The sequence below is a fragment of the Janthinobacterium sp. SUN206 genome (assembly GCF_030587305.1).
Taxonomy (GTDB): Bacteria; Pseudomonadota; Gammaproteobacteria; order Burkholderiales; family Burkholderiaceae_D; genus Janthinobacterium; species Janthinobacterium kumbetense.
Map to the genome: position 1 here is coordinate 41,488 of NZ_JAPWIB010000001.1, position 13,954 is coordinate 55,441.

At 63.5% G+C, this 13,954-nt stretch carries 20 protein-coding genes; 1 reads left to right on the forward strand and 19 read right to left on the reverse strand.

Going from position 1 to position 13,954, the window contains the following annotated elements; genetic code table 11:
• Positions 1-39: 39 nt before the first annotated feature.
• Genes O3300_RS00175 through flgB form a run of 9 tightly spaced genes read right to left on the reverse strand, consistent with a single transcriptional unit; the run spans position 40 to position 6,482 of the window.
• Entirely contained in the window at positions 40-432 is a 393-nt protein-coding gene (locus O3300_RS00175) for a flagellar biosynthesis protein FlgJ (protein WP_369812162.1), read from the reverse strand.
• Entirely contained in the window at positions 429-1,541 is a 1,113-nt protein-coding gene (locus O3300_RS00180) for a flagellar basal body P-ring protein FlgI (protein ID WP_070219890.1), read from the reverse strand. Before O3300_RS00180 ends, O3300_RS00175 begins: the two co-directional genes overlap by 4 nt.
• A gap of 9 nt (positions 1,542-1,550) precedes the next feature.
• Positions 1,551-2,213, reverse strand: coding sequence for a flagellar basal body L-ring protein FlgH (gene flgH, locus O3300_RS00185; RefSeq protein WP_180278556.1), 663 nt, complete (start codon positions 2,211-2,213; stop codon positions 1,551-1,553).
• An 11-nt stretch (positions 2,214-2,224) separates the two neighbouring features.
• Positions 2,225-3,013 carry a flagellar basal-body rod protein FlgG gene (flgG, locus tag O3300_RS00190; protein WP_171985002.1) on the reverse strand — a complete coding sequence of 263 codons (789 nt, stop codon included), beginning with the start codon at positions 3,011-3,013 and terminating at the stop codon, positions 2,225-2,227.
• Between the two features lie 32 nt (positions 3,014-3,045).
• Positions 3,046-3,774, reverse strand: a complete 729-nt coding sequence (locus O3300_RS00195) for a flagellar basal body rod protein FlgF (RefSeq protein ID WP_099664392.1) — start codon at positions 3,772-3,774, stop codon at positions 3,046-3,048.
• A gap of 26 nt (positions 3,775-3,800) precedes the next feature.
• On the reverse strand, positions 3,801-4,979 hold the full coding sequence (locus O3300_RS00200) for a flagellar hook protein FlgE (RefSeq protein WP_099664391.1): 1,179 nt from the start codon (positions 4,977-4,979) through the stop codon (positions 3,801-3,803).
• 58 nt (positions 4,980-5,037) lie between these two features.
• Complete coding sequence (locus O3300_RS00205; protein ID WP_099664390.1) at positions 5,038-5,691, reverse strand: flagellar hook capping FlgD N-terminal domain-containing protein; 654 nt, start codon at positions 5,689-5,691, stop codon at positions 5,038-5,040.
• A 3-nt stretch (positions 5,692-5,694) separates the two neighbouring features.
• Positions 5,695-6,111: a flagellar basal body rod protein FlgC gene (gene flgC / locus O3300_RS00210; protein ID WP_034757795.1), complete on the reverse strand. Its 417-nt coding sequence runs from the start codon at positions 6,109-6,111 to the stop codon at positions 5,695-5,697.
• Positions 6,112-6,119: 8 nt separating this feature from the next.
• A complete protein-coding gene (gene flgB / locus O3300_RS00215) occupies positions 6,120-6,482 on the reverse strand; it encodes a flagellar basal body rod protein FlgB (protein WP_034758109.1) in 363 nt (120 codons plus the stop codon).
• Positions 6,483-6,736: 254 nt separating this feature from the next.
• On the opposite strand from flgB, the gene flgA reads away from it, so the two are divergent.
• Positions 6,737-7,384: a flagellar basal body P-ring formation chaperone FlgA gene (flgA, locus tag O3300_RS00220; RefSeq protein ID WP_099664389.1), complete on the forward strand. Its 648-nt coding sequence runs from the start codon at positions 6,737-6,739 to the stop codon at positions 7,382-7,384.
• A 5-nt stretch (positions 7,385-7,389) separates the two neighbouring features.
• Here flgA and O3300_RS00225 read toward each other — a convergent pair whose 3' ends face one another.
• The 10 genes from O3300_RS00225 to fliS are packed head-to-tail and all read right to left on the reverse strand — an operon-like array spanning position 7,390 to position 13,929.
• Positions 7,390-8,142: a glycoside hydrolase family 73 protein gene (locus O3300_RS00225; protein WP_305051618.1), complete on the reverse strand. Its 753-nt coding sequence runs from the start codon at positions 8,140-8,142 to the stop codon at positions 7,390-7,392.
• On the reverse strand, positions 8,129-8,569 hold the full coding sequence (gene flgN / locus O3300_RS00230) for a flagellar export chaperone FlgN (RefSeq protein ID WP_289898373.1): 441 nt from the start codon (positions 8,567-8,569) through the stop codon (positions 8,129-8,131). Before flgN ends, O3300_RS00225 begins: the two co-directional genes overlap by 14 nt.
• Positions 8,566-8,856, reverse strand: a complete 291-nt coding sequence (gene flgM, locus O3300_RS00235) for a flagellar biosynthesis anti-sigma factor FlgM (RefSeq protein WP_034757812.1) — start codon at positions 8,854-8,856, stop codon at positions 8,566-8,568. Before flgM ends, flgN begins: the two co-directional genes overlap by 4 nt.
• 16 nt (positions 8,857-8,872) lie before the next feature.
• The gene (locus O3300_RS00240) at positions 8,873-9,934 is read right to left on the reverse strand and encodes a flagellar motor protein MotB (protein WP_289898372.1); all 1,062 of its coding nucleotides are present in this window, start codon (positions 9,932-9,934) and stop codon (positions 8,873-8,875) included.
• Positions 9,861-10,775 carry a flagellar motor stator protein MotA gene (gene motA / locus O3300_RS00245; RefSeq protein ID WP_034757817.1) on the reverse strand — a complete coding sequence of 305 codons (915 nt, stop codon included), beginning with the start codon at positions 10,773-10,775 and terminating at the stop codon, positions 9,861-9,863. The genes O3300_RS00240 and motA overlap by 74 nt, the downstream gene beginning before the upstream one ends.
• Before the next feature lie 56 nt (positions 10,776-10,831).
• Positions 10,832-11,575 carry a FliA/WhiG family RNA polymerase sigma factor gene (locus O3300_RS00250; RefSeq protein ID WP_077403148.1) on the reverse strand — a complete coding sequence of 248 codons (744 nt, stop codon included), beginning with the start codon at positions 11,573-11,575 and terminating at the stop codon, positions 10,832-10,834.
• A 33-nt stretch (positions 11,576-11,608) separates the two neighbouring features.
• Positions 11,609-12,076: a flagellar basal body-associated FliL family protein gene (locus O3300_RS00255; RefSeq protein WP_251349230.1), complete on the reverse strand. Its 468-nt coding sequence runs from the start codon at positions 12,074-12,076 to the stop codon at positions 11,609-11,611.
• Between the two features lie 5 nt (positions 12,077-12,081).
• On the reverse strand, positions 12,082-13,233 hold the full coding sequence (locus O3300_RS00260; RefSeq protein ID WP_305051619.1) for a flagellar hook-length control protein FliK: 1,152 nt from the start codon (positions 13,231-13,233) through the stop codon (positions 12,082-12,084).
• On the reverse strand, positions 13,230-13,508 hold the full coding sequence (locus O3300_RS00265) for a hypothetical protein (RefSeq protein WP_305051620.1): 279 nt from the start codon (positions 13,506-13,508) through the stop codon (positions 13,230-13,232). The genes O3300_RS00260 and O3300_RS00265 overlap by 4 nt, the downstream gene beginning before the upstream one ends.
• Positions 13,509-13,539: 31 nt before the next feature.
• Positions 13,540-13,929, reverse strand: coding sequence for a flagellar export chaperone FliS (fliS, locus tag O3300_RS00270; protein WP_070219791.1), 390 nt, complete (start codon positions 13,927-13,929; stop codon positions 13,540-13,542).
• Positions 13,930-13,954: the final 25 nt, after the last annotated feature.

The following is a 13,954-nucleotide window of genomic DNA, read 5'->3' on the forward strand; positions in this document are numbered from 1 at the left end:
GCAAGCATTGAATCGTTGTTACCTTGTACAGGCGACGCTTCAGACGGATTTATTAAGCGGTGCCGCAATATTGTCGGTATTGACAGTGCTTTTGGCGGCCACGGGGGCGCCGGCCGCAGGCAGCAGCTGGCGCAGGATGGCGTCGGCGATGCCGAAGGCGCGCTGGCCGGCCATCTTGTCGGCCACCAGGTTGTCGGCCATTTCCAGCATGTCGCTGTTGATGGGGTCCTTGAAGACGCTGTCTTCGCCCGCCATCTCGCGCGTGCCCGAACGCATCTGGCGCAGCATGTGCGAGATGAAGAATGCTTCGAACTTGACGGCCGCCTCGGTGGCTTTGGCCGCATAGCGCGGGTCGGCCGGCGTGGCGGCCGCAGGGGAGCGGTCGTCGAGCGCCGAGGGCAGGGCGCTGCTGCTGTCGTTGATATTCATCATATGACCACCAGTTCGCCTTCGATGGCGCCAGCCTGGTCGAGGGCTTGTAAAATTGCCATGATGTCATCGGGCGAAGCGCCCAGGCTGTTGACCACGTCGATGATCGATTGCAGCTTGGCGCCGGCCGGCCATTTGAACATATTGCCGTTGCCCTGGTCGACGGACACCTTCGATTGCGGCGTGACGGTGGTCTGGCCGCGGCCGAACGGCGCCGGCTGGCTGACGGCCGAGCTTTCGGAAATGACGACCTTGAGCGAGCCGTGCGTGACGGCGGCCGCCTTCACGCGCAAGCCTTCGGCGATGACGACGGTGCCCGTGCGCGAATTGAAGACCACTTTCGGCGTATCGACGCCGACGTCGACGCTCAAGGCTTCCAGCTTGGCCATGAAGGCCACGCGCTGGGTCGGGTTTTCCGGCGCCAGCACTTCCACGCTGGTGGCGTCGCGCGTGGTGGCGACGGCGCCAAAGCGGCGGTTGACGGCTTCGACGATATTGATGGCCGTCTCGAAATGCGGGTGGCGCAAGTTCAGGGTGACGGTCGGCTTGGTCGAGAAATCGCTGAGAATCTCGCGCTCGATGTTGGCGCCGTTGGGAATGCGGCCCGAGGTGGGCGTGTTGACGGTGACGGACGAGCCGCTCTTGCCGGTGGCGTTCAGGCCGCCGACGACGACGTTGCCTTGCGCCAGCGCATACGTTTCATTGTCGGCCGCGCGCAATTGCGTCAGCAGCAGGGTGCCGCCGCGCAAGCTTTTCGCATCACCCAGCGACGACACGGTGACGTCGATGGCCTGGCCACGGCGGTATCCTGGTGGAAACACGGCGCTGACCATGACGGTGGCGACGTTCTTGCTTTTCGCTTCGGCGCCGTCCGGCATCTTCACGCCGAACTGCTTGAGCATGTTGACCACGGACTGGCTGGAAAACTTCACCTGGGTGGTGTCGCCGCTGCCGTTCAGGCCCACGACGAGGCCGTAGCCGACCAGCGGGTTGTCGCGCACGCCCTCGATACTGACCAGGTTGCGCAGCACTTGCGCGGCGCTGGCGGGCAGGGCAAAGCCGGAGAGCGCGGCCAGCATGGCTGCCAGGGGCAGGGCGGAACGAAATTTCATGAGGTCACCTTAAAACGGCATCCATGGGCCGACGAAGAAGCGCGTCAGCCAGCCTGGTGTATTGGCTTCGGCCAGGGTGCCCTGGCCGGAATAGGCGATCTGTGCATTGGCAATGCGCAAGGACGAGACCTGGTTGCTGGAATCGATGTCGGCCGCGCGCAGGTAGCCGCGCAGGCGCACGAATTCCTCGCCCTGGTTCAGGGTCAGGGTTTTCTCGCCCTGTACGCGCAGCAAGCCGTTCGGCAGGACTTCCTGCACGATCACGGTGATGGCGCCGGACAGCGCATTTTGCTGCGTGCTGGTCGAGTCGCCGGCGAAGTTGCGGTCGGCCGACAGGTCGACGCCCGTCTTGGGGAGGGTCTTGCCGAGGATATTGGCCGCCTTCACGCCGACGGACGAGCCCTTGTTGAACGAGGTGCCCGCCTTCTTGCTGGCCTGCGTGGTTTCCTGCAGCGCCACCGTGACGACGTCGCCGACGCGGAAGGCGCGGCTGTCCGAGATCAGGTCCAGGCTTGCGTCGGGATTGAACACGCCGCCGGCCACGCCGCCGCGCGCAGCGCTGCGCGGCGCCACGGGTAGCGGCGTGTCGGAAAAGCTCGGTGCCACCGGCGCGGCCGGCTGGCTGGCGCAACCGGCCATCAATACCAGCAGCATGGCTGCCGTGGCTTTCATGGCGACTGTCATCAGCGTGCCGCTTGCGCCAGGTATTGCAGCATATTGTCGGCGGCCGACAGCACCTTGGTGTTCATTTCATAGGTGCGCTGGGCAGCGATCATGTCGACCATCTCTTCGACCACCTGCACGTTCGAGCCTTCCAGCGCGAACTGCTTCAGCTTGCCCAGGGCGCCTTCGCCGGGACGGCCTTCCGTCGGCGTGCCGCTCGATGCCGTTTCCTGGAACAGGTTTTCACCGAGTGCCAGCAGGCCCGTCGGGTTGACGAAGCTGGAGAGGTTCAGCTGGCCCAGCTGGGTGCCGTTGACATTGCCCGGCACGGTGGCCGTGACCATGCCGTTTTCGCCGATGGTGATGGCCGTGGCGTTGTTCGGCACGGTGATCTGCGGCACCAGGGGCAGGCCCTGGGCGTTGACCATCACGCCGTTTTCATTGATGCCCAGCTGGCCGGCGCGCGTGTAGGCCGCTTCGCCGTTCGGGCGCAGCACCTGCAGGAAGCCGTTGCCGGTGATGGCGACGTCGAATTCGCGGCTCGTCGTTTGCAGGCTGCCGGTGGTAAACACCTTTTGCGTGCCGACCATGTGCGTGCCGTTACCCAGCTGTACGCCCGAAGGCGAGAGGGTGTTGTCGGCGCGCTGCGTGCCCGGCTGCTGCTCGACCTGGTAAAACAGGTCTTCGAAGACGACGCGGTCGCGCTTGAAACCGACGGTGTTGACGTTGGCCAGGTTATTCGCGATGGCTTGCAGTTTGGCATCTTGTGCCTGCACGCCGGTCTTGCTGATCCACATTGCTGGATTCATGTGTTGCTCCTAGTAATAGATTGGCGTGGGGCTCAGGCGCCCAGCAGGCGGTTGCCCGATTCCGTCATGGAATCGCTGGCCTTGAATACTTTCATCTGCATCTCGAAACTGCGGTTCAGGCTCATGGTGGCGACCATTTCCTCGACGGCCGAGACGTTGCTGCCTTCCAGGTGGCGGTCGCGGATGCGTACCGCCGGATCGGCCTGCAAGTCTTCGCCGCTGCGCGCCACGATCAGGCCCGCCTCGTTCTTGGTCAGCTCGCCCGCTTCGGCGTTGACCAGCTTGAGCTTGTCGACCGTCTGCATTTGCGCGGTGCCCGGCACCTGGATGGAAATCGTGCCATCGCTGCCGATCGACAGGCTGGTGTGCTCGGGAATCGTGATCGGGCCGCCTTCGCCCAGCACGGGCCGGCCATTGATGGTCAGCGCGCCCGTTTCATCGAGATCCATGGCGCCGGCGCGCGTGTAGGCTTCGCCGTTTTGCCACTGCACCGCAAGAAAGCCGGGGCCCGTGACGGCCACGTCGAGTTCGCGTCCCGTTTCCTTGATGGCGCCCGTGCGCGTGCCGACGGCGCTCGACTGCGTCTGCGTCATGTGGCGGTCGTCGTAGCCATAGCCGTTTTGCAACGGCTGGGCAGTGGACACTTCCAGGTTGGCGCGAAAGCCGCCCGTCTCGATGTTGGCCAGGTTGTTGGCGTGTACCTGCTGTGCCCGCAGGGCACGGTCGGCCCCGCTCATGGCGGTATAAATCAGCGCATCCATTGCTCTTTACCTTTGCGTATCGTGGATTACAGCGCTTGCATCAGCGATTGCAGCATGGCGTTCTCGGTCGAGATGACCTTCGAGTTCGCCTGGTAGTTACGCTGCGACGTCATCAGGCCCACCAGTTCGGAGGTGATGTCGACGTTCGACTGTTCCAGCGAGCTCGTCGTCAGTTTGCCGGCCATGCCGACGCCCGGACGGTCATACATGGCGGTGCCGGACGTGGTCGAGGCGACCCAGCTGGTATCGTTGACGGCCGTCAATGCGCCTTCGTCGGGGAAGGTGGCCAGGGCGATCACGCCGATGCTTTGCTTCTGGCCGTTCGTGTATTTCGCCACGACGGAGCCGTCATCGGCCAGTTCCACGCCCGTGTAGGTGCCCGAGGCATAGCCGTCGGCACGGTCGGTCGAGGTGGTCGCTTCGCCGGCGAACTGGGTGGTGCCCGTGTAGTCGATGGCGATCGACAGCGGCGCGGCGCCTGTCGGCGTGCCCAGCGCCAGGTTGACCGGCGCGGTCAGGTTCAGCTTGCCGGAGGTATTGAAGGTCATGCTCGTCACCGTCCCCAGATCGGCGTTGTCGAGGGTGTAGTGCACGTCCACGCCCGTTGCCGTCTTGACGAAGTACTGGCCCACCGAGTGCTTGGCGCCCAGCGAATCGTAGACGATCGAGGACTTGGCGCTGTTGTAGCTCAATTCATTGGTCTTGTCGAAAGCCGGGGTCTTGATGGTCCATTCGGACGACATGTTGGCGGCATACGCCAGCTTGGTCGACGCCACGGCGGGAATCTGGCCCGTCGGAATGTTCATGTCGCCCATGGTGCCCAGGGTGGTGCTGCCCTTGACGGCGGCATAACCCTGCACCAGGCGGCCGTTCGAATCGATCAGCTTGCCTTCATTGCTGGCCGAAAAGATGCCGACGCGGCTGTAGGTCATGGTGTTTTGCGCATCGCGCGTGACGAAGTAGCCGCGGCCATCGATGGCCGCGTCGAGCGCGCGGCCCGTGTTCAGCACGCCGCCATTGAGCGACATGCTTTGCGTGATCGAGCCCACTTCCGTGCCCGTGGCGCGCGAACCGGCGTACATGGCCGAAAAGTTGGCGCGGCTGCTCTTGAAACCGTAGGTGCCGGCATTGGCGATATTGTTACTGGTGCTGTTCAACTGTTGGTTGATGGACTGGATACCGGACAGGGCGATGTCGAAACTCATGTTGACTTCCTTTAGTGAAGGACGAGATTAGTGTGCAGGAAACGAAGGGGCGAGCGGATCAGGCCGTCTTGCCGTTAAAGCCGGTGATCGCGCCAGGGTTGACTTCGCCCAGGTTCGACACGCTCAAAATCATGCTGCCGCTGGACGACAGGCGCACGCTGTTGAGCTTGCCTGCAATGTCGACCGTTGGTTTTTCGGCGCCGCTGGTGCTGACCGTCATGCTGTAGGTGCCGGCAGGCAAGCCCAAGGCCACGGGATCGATGGTGAACGGCACCGTGCCGGGCGCTTTGGCGCCCAGTTCGATCTTGTATTCCTTGTCGTCCAGCCCTTTCAGGGTCACGGTGGTCTTGGTGGTGCTGGCGGCCAGCGCGATGGTGCCGCTGACCTTGCTCTTGTCGAGCTGGACCGTTTCAGTGTTGACCATGACTTCCGAGCCCACTTGCGCGCCCAGGGCCAGCACTTGCATCGATTGCAGCACGCTGGCATTGGCGCTGGTCAGCGCCGACAGGTTTTGCATCGCTTCCGTCTGCGCCTGCTGCGTCAATTGATTGACGAACTGGCTCGGATCGGTCGGCGCGAGGGGATCCTGGTTCTTGATCTGTGCGACCAGCAACTTGGTGAACATATCCTGGGTGGCATTGCTTTGCGACTTGACGGCATTGCTGTTGCTATTGCTGCCGCTGGTGTTGTTTGTAAAGAGGTTGGTTTCCATGGATTATGCTTCACCTAATTTGAGGAGCGATTGCTGCATCGACTTGATGCGGCCCAGAACTTCGACATTTGTTTCAAACGCGCGCGAGGCCGACATCATGTCGGTCATCTCGGCAACCTGATTGACGTTGGGATAGAACACCATGCCATCGGCATTGGCCATCGGGTGGCCCGGTTCATAGACCTTGCGCAGCGGCTCATCGCTTTGCACCACGTCGAGTACCTGTACTCTTCCACCGGCGCCGCTGGCGCCCGGACCGTCCATCACGGCCGCAAACACGGGCTTGCGCGCGCGGTAGGTTTCGCCTTCGGAACCGGCAACGGAATCGGCATTGGCCAGGTTGCTGGCGATGGTATTGAGGCGCACGGTTTGCGCCGCCATCGCCGAACCGGCGATCTTGGAAATGTCCTGGAAGCTCATGCTGATCCTTATTGTCCGGAAATGGCCTTGGACAGACCCTTCAGTTTCATGTTGACGAAAGTGAGGCTGGTCTGGAAGTCGGTGGCATTCTGCGAGAACGCCGCCTGCTCGACGCCGATTTCGACGGTGTTGCCGTCGCGGCTGGGGTGGTAGGGGACGCGGTACAGGGCGCTGGCATCGTCATCGGTCGACAGCAGGCCCGCCTCGTTGTCCTGCAACTGCTGCAGGGCGCTGCCGAAATCCATGTCCATGGCCTGGAAGCCGGGCGTGTTTTCATTGGCGATGTTGGCGGCCAGTACGCGTGTACGGTCGGCACGCAGCGCGAGTGCATCGGCGTGCACGCCCAGCGCATCCTTGAAATTAATCCCCATGGTCATCCTTTGTGTTGAATTCGATCGTGCTTTTTGCGGTTCGGGCCAGAAAATAGGTGGTGCAGAGGTAAAATCCCAGCCTGGTCATGTTGACGCATGGTAAGGTCATGCCGCTTCAGTATCTTTGATTAAGGTTAGCAATGATTTACTTTGAGAACTATTCCGTGATGTGGAACAAGGCGCAATGTCGTCACATACTGCTTCCGGGCCTCTTTTTACTGACCAGCCTATATAGTAGTGCAGGATGCGCAGAATTGCCAGCCGACAATATATTTTCGCGTGTGGAACAATTGGCGCGCGAGCAATTGGTGCAGCAAGCAGCCTCGGCGGGACTGCTGGAACCGCAGTTTCAAGTGGCCGTGGTCAAAAGCACGCGCCCCGTGCCGGCGTGCGCGGCGCCCGTCGCGCTGGAAACGGCGGACAGCCGTTCGGCGCAGCGCATGCGCTTCGTGGCAGTGTGTCCTGGAAGCAACGGTTGGCGCTATGAAATGCTGGCGCGCGGCAGCATCACGGCCCAGGTCGCGGTGACGAGCGCCCCCGTGACGGCGAATACGCCGTTGCAGGCGGGCGACGTGACCCTGGCGCGGCGCGATGTGACGATGGTGCCGGACAGTATTTCCTCCTTGCCCGGCGCCGTAGGCCTGTCGAGCCGGCGCAGCTTGCGTGCCGGCGAAGTGCTGCGGCAAGGGCAACTGGCGTCGCCCGTGTTGATCAAGCGGGGCAGTGCGGTGAATATCGTGGCCCGCAAGGAGCAGGTGGAAGTGAGCATGGCCGGCGAAGCGCTGGATCCGGGCGCGCTGGGCGAGGTGATTCGCGTGCGCAACGCCACCAGCGGCACGGTGATACGTGCCAGGGTGGTCGATGCGGGCGTGGTGGAACCGGCCGAACTTCCCGGCCGTTAAGGAAACTACTCGGCGGCGGCCGTGCGCTGCAGACGCGTCGCCAGCTGGGTCAGCTTGGCGGCGTAGTTGGGGTCGGTGGCATAGCCGCCGCGCGCGAGGCCTTGCGCGAAAGCGCCCGCGTCGGCACCCGTGTTCAGGGCGGCGCGGTAGCGTGGATTGTCGAGCAATACTTGCGCATAGTCGCGGAAGGCGCTGGCCTGGTCCGGATAACTGCGGAAACGTTCCGTTTTCTTCAGGGCCGTGCCGCTGCCCGCCTCGTATTCGGTGGTGACATTGCTGGCCACGTCGCCTTGCCATTTGCCGCCGGCCTTGATGCCGAACAGATTATTCGTGTCCGCGCCCGTGCCCTGGCGCAGCGGACGCTGGCCCCAGCCCGATTCCAGCGCCGCGTGGGCGGCGACGATTTCCGGCGCCACGCCCAGGCGCGCGCCCGTTTCCTGCGTCCATGGCTTGATCGAGGCGAGGAATTGCTGCTGCGTTTCGCCGATCTCGCCGCCCTGGTTGATGCTGCCCAGCACATTGACGGGCTGGCTCTGTTCCAGGTAGGCGCGGCCTTGCGGGTTCAGGCTGGTGGCGTTGCCGCCGCCCTGTTCGATGAAGCGGGCCACTTCGCCCTGTACTTGCCGGAACACGCTGCTGAAACTGCCGGCGCCTGCCGTGGCAGGGGTTGCGTGCATATTGCTTTGCACGGCATTCGTCGCCATCGTCGACGGCGTGGCCGCCATGGCGCGCATCTGTGAAAAATCAGCCTGGTGCATACGTATCTTCCTCGCCATGCAGCACGCGCTGCATGATGCTGTACTGCTCTGTTAACAAATCGCTGTTGCGGGCATTCAGGCGCTTGCATTCGAGCACCATCTGCTCGAGCGCAGCCCAGTCGCGCTCGGCGGTGACGCGCGCGTCATCTTGCAATAACGCAAACAATTGCGGCATATCGCCTTGCGGACCCAGCAGGGCAGTGACGAGGCTGACCCGCTGGCGGCGGCGCGCATCGAGGGGCTCGACGGCGGCGATGACCTGGTCCGCCAGTGCCGTCAATTGCGCGCTCTGATGGTGCAAGGTCGCCTGGAATTGCTCTTCCAGCACGGTTTGCAGGGCGGCATAGCCGATGCTGTCGTCTTTCATGCCTTGCAGCACGCGGCGCATGGCTTCCTGGCGCGTGATGCCCTTGCGCGGCGCGGTCACGATTCGCCGCCGTGGAAACGCTGGATCAAGCCTGCCAGTTTCGACGGATCGAACGGCAATTCGCCCTTGGCCAGCGCATCGCGCAGCATGGCCACGCGCTCATGGTCGATTTCGGGCATGGCGCGCAGGGCGGCCATGGCCGGTTGCAGCACGGCCGATTGCAGTTCCGCCCCGGCCGACGAGCCGCCCATGGCGCCGGCGGCGCCCGCGTTCTCGGCGATCGCCTCGGCCGGCGCGACGGCGCTGCTGCGTACGGCAGCACCGGTATTGCCGGAGGAGATTTTCATACGTTGTCCCTTGCCCTTAATTTGCATGCTCATCCCGCTCCTTCTTTGCGGGCAAGCCCAGTTTCTCGCGCAGGCGCTGCAAGGTGCCCGAGTCCGGTTCGCCCACTTGCAATTCTTCGCCCTGCGGCTTTTGTCCGGCCATGCCGAACATGGCGGCGATGCTGTCAGCCTGGCCACGCGTCAATATTAACAGTTCGATGCGGCGGTTGATGCCGGCGCTGGCGTTTTTTACGTCCAGCGGCGCGCGGTCGGCCATGCCCACCACTTGCAGCACGCTGTCCGGACTCATGCTGCCGATCAACAATTGCGCGCGCGCCGACATGGCGCGGTTGGCCGACAGGGTCCAGTTCGAAAAGCCTTCATAGCCGGTATTGGCGTATTGCATCGAATCGGTGTGGCCGACGATCAGCATCTGGTTATCCATTTGCGCAAACACGGGGCCCATCTGGCGCAGCAGCTTGCGGAAACGGTCGGTCGGCACGGCGCTGCCGCGCACGAACATGCCTTGCTTGTCCGTGTCGTGCAGCATGACGCGCAAGCCGTACGGCGTGATCACGGATTGCAAATTGCTCTTCAATCCCGCTTCATCGCTGAGCTTATCGAGCGCGCGCGACAGGCTCAGCAAGTCTTCCGGCGATTGGTAGCTGACCTTGGTCTGGTTGGGCGGCGCGGTGCCGGCCTTGCCGTCCTGCATCTGCTTGCCTTCCGTGCGCGTGTCGCCCGTGCCTTTGCGGGGCATGGGGAAGCGCTCGATCAGGCTGCCGCGCGGGCCGCCTTTCTGTTCCGGCATGACGCCCTGGCCTTCGCCCTGGCGGCTGCCTGCCGACGCATCCATCATGATTTCCTTCATCGCCTGCTGCTCGCGCGCGGCCATCAGCCACAGCACGAGGAACAGCGACAGCAGGGCCAGGCAAAAGTCGGCGAACGCTACTTTCCAGGCGCCGCCATGGCCATCGTCGTCGTGCTTGCGGCCGGCACGCTTGATGATGGCCTGTTCATGTTTCTCATGCGGCTTTAGCACGGCGGCCTCCCCGGCCTTGGCCTTGCTCTTGTTCGGCGCCGCCATCTTCCAGCGCATTGATCCAGCTTTCCAGCTGGGCGAAGCTAGGCTTGATGTTCAGCTGCACCAGGCGGCGGCCCGCATCGATGGCCAGCAGGGGCGGTTTGCCCGCCACGTGCGTGACCAGCACGACCTTCACGCATTCCATGGTCGAGCCTTCCTCGCCCACCAGCTGTTTCATCATGTTACACATCGGATCGAGCACGCCGTAGCAGAAGAAGATGCCGATGAAGGTACCGACCATGGCGGCGCCCACTTTTTCCGAGATTTCCGCCGCATCGGCGCCGTCGGCCACGGAATTCATGGCCATCACGATGCCCAGAACGGCGGCCAGAATACCGAAGCCGGGCATGGCTTCGGCGATCTTGTGCAAGGATTTCGACGGTTGCAGCAATTCGTCGTGGATGGCTTCCAGTTCCTGCTCCAGCACGCCTTCGAGCTCATGCGCGTTGATCTTGCCCATCGCCATCAAACGGAAGTTGTCGACGATGAAGGCGAGCAGTTTCGGCTCTTCCAGCACCAGCGGATAGCGCTGGAACAGGGCGCTTTCGCGCGGCGCCTCGACGTGGGCGTCGAGCGCCTTCAGGCCGCCGGCGGCCGTTTGCAGCAGTTCATACATCAGCAGCAGCAACTGGCGCTGGAATTCCGAGCCTTGCTTCTTGTGCGTGACGATCTTGCGCATCTGGTGCAGCATTTCACCGAGTACATGCTTGGGGTTGCCCAGCACCAGGGCGCCGACGGCGGCGCCGATGATGATGATCAACTCGACCGGTTGCCAGATCGCGTGGACGGTGCCGCCCATCAGGGCGAAGCCTCCGAATACACACCCCATCACGATTAAGATACCGATAATTACCATGTCAACTGCCTTTCTGCGTCATTGTGCTGCGTCAATTTGATGGATAGTGCTGAAACTTATGCGTCTTGCAGCATGGTTTTCATCTTGCCCAGCGCCGTCTTGTTCAACTGGCAGACGCGGGCGTCGCTCAGGTCTAGCACGGCGGCAATTTCTTTATAGCTCAGTTCGAATTCGTAATACATCTGGATCACGCGCTGTTCCCGTTCGTCCAGCGTGCGCAGCGCCTGTTCCAGGCTGCGCCGCACCATCAATTGCTCTTCCGGGCTCGGTGCGCTGTCGGCTTGTCCCAGGCTTTCCTGCAGCACTTCATCAAAACTGGCGATCAGCTCGGCGTTTTCCGCCAGCTGGTACTCCTGGAAGGCTTCCGGCGTCAGCTTCAGGGCCGCCATGATTTCCGCTTCCAGCGGCTCGCGCCCCAGGCGCCGGGTCAGGGCGCGCACGCTGTCGCGCAGGCGGTGGCTTTCCTGGCGCACGGCGCGCGGACGCCAGTCCTGGCGCCGCAATTCATCGAGGATGGCGCCGCGGATGCGCAGGCTGGCATAGCTGCCGAACGACTGGTCCGGCACGCCGTAGCGGCGCAAGGCTTCGAGCAAGCCCATCAGGCCGATCTGTTCCATGTCGTCGCGGTCGATGGCGCCCGACACCTGCGAATTGAGCTGGCGCACGATGCGTTTCACCAAAGGGGAGTACGCCACCAGATGTTGTTGTTCTTCGGCAACACTGAGCACTGCCGCGCAAGCGCTGGCGGCGGCATATTCGCCGGCGCCATACGCTTCCTGGTATTGCTCTACATAGGCCAAGGGATCTCCCACTAGGTCGGCTGGCGTGTTGGCTTATTCAATGATCAGCTTGCCGACCATGACTTCGGTGAACGGTTTTTCCATCTGTTCGCGTTCATAGCTGACATTGAAGGCCTTGTTGATCTGTTCGGCAAATTGCTCCACCGTCATCGTCTGTGCCTTGTCCATCGGGAAACTCGACAGGGTGCTGACGGCGATCGAACGCATCAGCGGCAAGTGGTCCTTGGTCAGCTTTTCCTTTTCCTCGGTGGTGGCGATCACCAGGTCGGCCGACAGGTAATGCGTTTCACCTTCGCCGGGGCCGCGCCGCAGCATCACGATGACCTTGTCCAGCGTGAGGAACTTGCGCGCCTTCTTGCCTGTGGCCGGCGGCGGGGTCTTGGCTTCGGCCACCTCGGCATGGCCGGCAACCGGCTTGGCCAGGTACCACATGGCGCCGCCAGCGGCGCCGGCGGCCAGCACGGCCACGGCGACAAAGCCGCCTATCAGTTTCATTTTCATATTCATCAGGCAGTCTCTCGCTCATGCATGGCGTAAGTGGTACCGGCAGGGCTGCCGTCGGACAGGGCGCGCCCCGGTTCCGCGTCGTCGTTCTGGCGGCCCGGTTGACGCTGGCCGCGCGCATCGCCTTCGGCAAACGCCTGGGCGGCGGGGCTGCGCGGGGTGGCGCTGATATTCACGGCCACCTCGGTGTACTGGCGCTGCGCCAGGTCGCTGCGCATGTTTTCGCCGATGCCTTGCAACTGGCGCAACACTTCCGAGTTCGACGCCGTGACGTTCACCTGCAGCGCGCCAGCCGTGTGGCGGATGGAAATCTCAATGCGGCCCAGCATGGGCGGGTCGAGGCGGATCGTCGCGTGCTCGCTGTTGCGGCCGATCTGCGTCTGCAGGCGTTCGCCCAGCGCTTCGCGCAGCGGTTCCTGCCATTGCTGGGCAGGGCCGTTGAGCTTGATGGTATCGCCGGACGGAGCCGCCGTGGCCGTATTGCCGACCGCGCCCGTCAAGCCCAGGTTGGGCGTGGCGGGGGCCGGCGTCGCGGCGCCGCGTTCGCCCTCGCGCGCGGCAGGGGCGGCGGCGGCCGTCACGGGAGCGCCCTGTTGCAGCAGCGCTTCGAACGGCTGTGCCGGCGCGCTGCCCTTGGCGGCGGTCGCCGGGTTGGCGGCGGCCAGCGGTTCGCGCGTGTCGCGCCCTGGCGCTGGCGCCATTGCCGGTGCGGACGCGGTGAGGGTGACGGCCGCGGGATGCAGGCTGATGTTGAGTGCAGGGTTGGCTTGCGCCGCATTCGCCTGCACCGGTGTCTGTGTTTGTGTCTGGGCTGCGGCGCGCGCCTCGGCTGCGGCCGCGTCCGTTGGCGGCAGCATCGTCACCGGCAAGCCGATGACGGGGGCGGCCATGGCCGGCAGGCTGCTGTCGGCCTGGGTGTCGCTGTCGCCGTCCTTGGCGGGTGCAGGCGCGGGCGTGCCGGCGTCGGCCGCTTCCACGGCGGTCACATCGAGCACCTGCGCAAACAGGGGCAGGGCGGAGGGCGCCGTCCCGCTGCTGCCATAGCCCGGCGTGCCGGGCAAGGCAGCGGTCTGTGCCGGCGCTGGCGCCGGTGCGGATGCAGCGGAGGCTGCCGGTGCCGGAGCGGCCGGCGCCGTGTTGAAGTTCATGATCATGCTTGATTCCCGTCCGAGTCGTATTCGCCGAGCGCGGCGTAGGCGACCCAACCTTCCTTATTTGCCTGTAATGCACCCAGGTGTAACCCCAGGCGTTCTTTTTCCTCAGAGCAAATTTTAACCGCTTGCGCGTGAATTTTGCGCAATTGCAACAATTCTGTTTGTTCCAGCGCATTCCATGCGCCCCGTTCAGCCAGCAGCGGAATGTTTTTCACCAGGCTGGCCGAGAGTTTTTCCATCGCCTCCCAGTCCGGCTGCGCGATGGCCGCGCTCAATTGCCGGCTCAGCTGCTGCAGCGCGGCGCGCCTAGGCATTGTTGGCCTGGACGCCCACCCAGCCGCGCTTGATGGTGGTCATCAAGGTCGTCACTTCATCGATCAGGGTCGGGTCGAGCTTGATGCCGGCCGTGTACAGGCGCGCCACGCAATAGTCGTACAGGCGCGCCAGGTTGACGACCACTTCGCCGCCATTGTCGAAATCGAGCGAGCTCGACAGACCGTTGATGATCTGCGTGCATTTATCCAGGCTGATGGCCTTTTGTTCGTAGCGCTTGCCCACGATATGCCCGCGCGCGCGCGCCAGTTCTTCCAGCAGGCCGTCCGTCAGCACCAGTACCAGTTCGACCGGTGTTGCACGGGCGGTCTGGGCATCCAGGTTGACGGCGTGGTAGTTGCCGTAAGCTTCATTGTTTAACATGATTGTATTCTCGCTATGTTAACTG

Excerpts from the sequence above, each read along its gene's own strand:
- O3300_RS00175 (WP_369812162.1), bottom strand. The coding sequence starts at position 432 with ATGATGAATATCAACGACAGCAGCAGCGCCCTGCCCTCGGCGCTCGAC.
- O3300_RS00180 (WP_070219890.1), bottom strand. The coding sequence starts at position 1,541 with ATGAAATTTCGTTCCGCCCTGCCCCTGGCAGCCATGCTGGCCGCGCTC.
- flgH (WP_180278556.1), bottom strand. The coding sequence starts at position 2,213 with ATGAAAGCCACGGCAGCCATGCTGCTGGTATTGATGGCCGGTTGCGCC.
- flgG (WP_171985002.1), bottom strand. The coding sequence starts at position 3,013 with ATGAATCCAGCAATGTGGATCAGCAAGACCGGCGTGCAGGCACAAGAT.
- O3300_RS00195 (WP_099664392.1), bottom strand. The coding sequence starts at position 3,774 with ATGGATGCGCTGATTTATACCGCCATGAGCGGGGCCGACCGTGCCCTG.
- O3300_RS00200 (WP_099664391.1), bottom strand. The coding sequence starts at position 4,979 with ATGAGTTTCGACATCGCCCTGTCCGGTATCCAGTCCATCAACCAACAG.
- O3300_RS00205 (WP_099664390.1), bottom strand. The coding sequence starts at position 5,691 with ATGGAAACCAACCTCTTTACAAACAACACCAGCGGCAGCAATAGCAAC.
- flgC (WP_034757795.1), bottom strand. The coding sequence starts at position 6,111 with ATGAGCTTCCAGGACATTTCCAAGATCGCCGGTTCGGCGATGGCGGCG.
- flgB (WP_034758109.1), bottom strand. The coding sequence starts at position 6,482 with ATGGGGATTAATTTCAAGGATGCGCTGGGCGTGCACGCCGATGCACTC.
- O3300_RS00225 (WP_305051618.1), bottom strand. The coding sequence starts at position 8,142 with ATGCACCAGGCTGATTTTTCACAGATGCGCGCCATGGCGGCCACGCCG.
- flgM (WP_034757812.1), bottom strand. The coding sequence starts at position 8,856 with ATGAAAATCTCCTCCGGCAATACCGGTGCTGCCGTACGCAGCAGCGCC.
- O3300_RS00240 (WP_289898372.1), bottom strand. The coding sequence starts at position 9,934 with ATGCGCTGGAAGATGGCGGCGCCGAACAAGAGCAAGGCCAAGGCCGGG.
- motA (WP_034757817.1), bottom strand. The coding sequence starts at position 10,775 with ATGGTAATTATCGGTATCTTAATCGTGATGGGGTGTGTATTCGGAGGC.
- O3300_RS00255 (WP_251349230.1), bottom strand. The coding sequence starts at position 12,076 with ATGAAAATGAAACTGATAGGCGGCTTTGTCGCCGTGGCCGTGCTGGCC.
- O3300_RS00260 (WP_305051619.1), bottom strand. The coding sequence starts at position 13,233 with ATGATCATGAACTTCAACACGGCGCCGGCCGCTCCGGCACCGGCAGCC.
- fliS (WP_070219791.1), bottom strand. The coding sequence starts at position 13,929 with ATGTTAAACAATGAAGCTTACGGCAACTACCACGCCGTCAACCTGGAT.